At 65.8% G+C, this 3811-nt stretch carries 3 protein-coding genes; 1 reads left to right on the plus strand and 2 read right to left on the minus strand.

The window, feature by feature from the left end; translation table 11 throughout:
* The coding region (locus VEZ38_RS13625; RefSeq protein ID WP_324894263.1) for a choice-of-anchor I domain-containing protein at positions 1–1056 on the plus strand (1056 nt) is incomplete at its 5' end.
* Positions 1057–1113: 57 nt separating this feature from the next.
* Here the strand turns inward: VEZ38_RS13625 and VEZ38_RS13630 are convergent.
* Complete coding sequence (locus VEZ38_RS13630) at positions 1114–1596, minus strand: hypothetical protein (RefSeq protein ID WP_324894265.1); 483 nt, start codon at positions 1594–1596, stop codon at positions 1114–1116.
* Positions 1597–1669: 73 nt separating this feature from the next.
* The gene (locus VEZ38_RS13635; RefSeq protein ID WP_324894267.1) at positions 1670–3697 is read right to left on the minus strand and encodes a PBP1A family penicillin-binding protein; all 2028 of its coding nucleotides are present in this window, start codon (positions 3695–3697) and stop codon (positions 1670–1672) included.
* Positions 3698–3811: the final 114 nt, after the last annotated feature.

Here is a 3811-nt window from a genome sequence, read left to right on the forward strand (position 1 = left end):
GCGCTCGCGATTCTCGATATCGCGTCCGCTTCGATCACGGCGGTGCGCAGCCTCGGCTACAAAGATTATGCGAAGGAAGGCGGCCTCGACGCCTCCGACAAGGACGACGCCGCTTCGATCCGGCCTTGGCCTGTGCTCGGCATGTATATGCCGGACGGCATGGACGTATTTTCGGTCGGCGGCAAGCATTACGTGCTGACGGCGAACGAAGGCGATTCGCGGGACTACGACGGGTATAGCGAGGAAGAGCGCGTGAAGGACCTCGTCGAAAACTATGCGTTCTCGTCCGACGCGTTCGGCGACGAGCAGCTCGGCCGACTGAAGACGACGACAGCCGCGCCGATGAACGCCGACGGAAAGTACGAGTCGATTTACAGCTACGGCGCGCGCTCCTACACGATCTGGGAAGCGTCGGCGGACGGCAGCGTCACGCGCGTCTACGACAGCGGCAGCCGCTTCGAGCAGCTGACGATGGAAGCCTCCGCGTCCGCGGCCAAGACGAAGGGCGCGACCTGGGAAGTGCTGTACAATGCCGACAATACGGAAAATGCATTCGACAACCGCAGCGACGACAAGGGGCCCGAACCCGAAGCGGTCGTCTCGGGCGTCGTCGGCGGCAAGCGGTACGCGTTCGTCGGCCTCGAGCGGACGGGCGGCATCTACTGGCAAGACGTCACGAATCCGACGAAGCCGGGCAAAGACGGCTACTTCACGACGCGCGACTTCTGGACGGAGGACGCGCGCGGCGACCTGGCGCCGGAAGGCATGAAGTTCGTCCCGGCGGCGCAAAGCCCGAACGGCATGGCGCTCCTACTCGTCGCTCATGAAGTGTCCGGCACGGTAGCCGTCTACGGCCTCGAGCCTACGTCGGCCGCCTCCGCGGCGCCGAAGCCGACGGCCGCCGGCGCCGGTACGGTATACGTCGTGAAGCCGGGCGACACGCTGTCCGCCATCGCGGCGAAATACGGCCTTACTTGGCAGCAGCTGCAAGCCGTCAACCGGTTCCGCAACCCGAATTTGATTTACCCGGGACAACCCGTGATCATCCCGCAATAATACGTAACGGGCCGCCCCTGGCGCAGCGGAAAGCTGCGGTCGGAGGCGGCCCGTTCGTCATTTGAAGCGGCTCAGCTTCGGCGCGGCGGCGAGTTCTTTCTTCACCTTGCGCCACCAGAGCAGCTGCGACTCCATATCCTCGATCAGCTCGCTTACGTCTTCCAGCAGCCTCGCCCGTCGCTCGAGCGGGACGTGCCGCAGGCTCTGCACCACCTGATCCGTAAATTGCGTCTGCTTCGGAATTTTCCTGCGCATCCGCACGAAGCGCTCCTCCACCGTACAATCCCGCAGCGGCTTTCGCTGCGCGCCGCCGTCGAGCTCTGGCCGGCGGACGGCTTCGTACGTCCACAGCTTCAACGCGGCTTCCTCCGACGTCGACGCGCAGGCGAGCAGCTCGCCCTCCGCGTACGCCGACCAGAGGCCGGACCGGTCCGAACGGACCGCCTGCCCGATGCAGCGCTTCTTCCCATGGGAGACCGCATAGACGTAATACCGTTCGCCTTCCGCCGTTCGGCCGTCGCGATCCAGCTCGAATTCCATCGTAAGTCCCTCGTTCCGCCTGGTATATTCTCTCAGTATCCCCAGTCGGAGCGGAAACATGCCGAGGCCGGCCTTACTCCCGGTTCTTCCCTTTGCCTTCGCCTCTCCCCTTGCGGTCGCGCCGCTCTTCCTCCTCGTCGTCGTCGCGTTCGCGCGCTTTGTCGCGACCCTTGCCTTTCTTCTTCGGCCGCTCCTCGCCCGCTCGGTCGTCCCGATCCCAGTCGGCCTTGAAGCCGGGCGGCGCCGCGAACGGGCGCGGCGTCTCGTCCGCGAGCGCCCGCGTCATGATTTCGCGGAACACGGCCGCCGCCGCGCTTGTCGTCGTCATATAATGCGACCGATCCGTACGGTCGTACCCGATCCAGACCGCGCCCGTCAGCGCCGGCGTGTAGCCGGCGAACCAAAGATCCTTCGCGCCGCCGTCGACGCCGGCGAATTCCGCCGTATCGGGCAGCTGCGTCGTGCCCGTCTTCCCCGCCGTCGGCCACCCCGGCACGGCGCCCGCGCGCCCCGTCCCTTCGGCGACGGCATGCTGCAGCAGCAGCGTCATCGTATACGCGACGTTCGCCTCCATCGCCTGCCGCGGCTCCGCCTGAAAGCTTGCGACGACGCGGCCGTCCCGCGATTCGATGCTCTGGATCGTATGGGCTTCATATAGCACCCCGTTGTTCGCGAACGCCGAGAACGCTTGCGCCATCGCCAGCGGCGACACGCCCTCCGACAGTCCGCCCAGCGCGAGCCCGAGGCCGCGATCGTTCTCGGTCAGCGGCATGCCGAGCCGCTCCGCGAAGGCGATCCCCTTTTCCACGCCGATCTTATCCGATAGCCACACCGCCGGCACGTTCCACGACTGCCGAATCGCCTCCGCCATCGTCATGTCCCCGTGGTACCGGCCGTCCCAGTTGCGCGGGCGATAGCCGTTCACGTCGATCGGTCCGTCGTACAGCATCGAGTACGGCGTATACCCCTCCTCCAATGCCGGACCGTACGCCGCGATCGGCTTGAACGCGGAGCCCGGCTGGCGCTTCAGCTGCGTCGCTCGATTGAACGCCCGGTACGGACCTTCCTCCCGCGATCCCATGAGCGCTCGCACGCCCCCCGTCGCTTGATCGACGAACGCCGCGCCGCTCTCGACGCCCCGTTCTCCCGCGGAAGCCGGGAACATCGCCGGGTCTCGGAACACCTCGGCGGCCGCCTCCTGCATGCGCCGATCCATCTCCGTGCGAATCGTATAGCCGCCCGACAGCAGCGCTTGCTCCGTCATGCCGTATCGGTCGATCGCCTCCTGGATGACGGCGTCGACATAGGAAGCGTACGCCGCGGACGCGTCGTCCGCAGCTGCCCCGTCATGCAAAACGGGCCTCGAAGCCAGCGCCTCCTGCAGCTCCGCATCGGTAAGAAACCCTTGCTCCGCCATCTTCTGCAGCACTAGGTTTCGCCGCTCCAGCGCGCCCTCCAGGTTGTCGAACGGCGAATACCGGCTCGGCGCCTTCGGCAGTCCCGCCAGCAGCGCCGCCTCCGGCACCGTCAGCTCGGACACGTCCTTGCCGAAATACGTGAGACTCGCCGCCTGCACACCGTACGCGCCCTCGCCGAAATAAATCGAGTTCAAGTACCGCTCCAATACCTCGTCTTTGTCGTACGTCATCTCGAGCTTCAAGGCATAGGCCGCTTCGCGCAGCTTTCGCTCGAGACTTTTCTCCGGCGTCAGGAACGCGCGCTTGGCGAGCTGCTGCGTAATCGTGCTCGCGCCTTCGACGAATTCCCGCTCCTTCAGGTCGACCCAGACCGCGCGCGCGATCGAAGCCGCATCGACGCCGGGATGCTCGTAATAGCGGCGATCCTCGATCGCCACGATCGCCTCGAGCAGCGCCGCCGGCATGCGATCGATGGACACCGGCTCGAATTTGCGTACCGTAAGCTTATAGATCTCCTCGCCGTCGCGATCCAAAATGCGCGTCGGCTGCGCCATCGGCTCCCCGAGCTCGCTGACGTCGAGCGAATGCACGTAGGCCGCCGCCGTCAGCACCAGCGACGCGGCCGCGAGTCCCGCGACGAGGAGCGCCCGAGCTGCGATCCGGAGCCATTTTCGTCTCGACATGTCGTGTTCCTCTCCCGTCCGTCGTCTTTCCTATAACGTTCGGGAGCGGCGGGCGTTTTGGGGGCGTCTAGGGGACGTGCAGCACTCGCCAAACGAAACAACCAGTCGCCGGTT

The organism is Paenibacillus sp. (assembly GCF_035645235.1).
Taxonomy (GTDB): domain Bacteria; phylum Bacillota; class Bacilli; order Paenibacillales; family YIM-B00363; genus Paenibacillus_AE.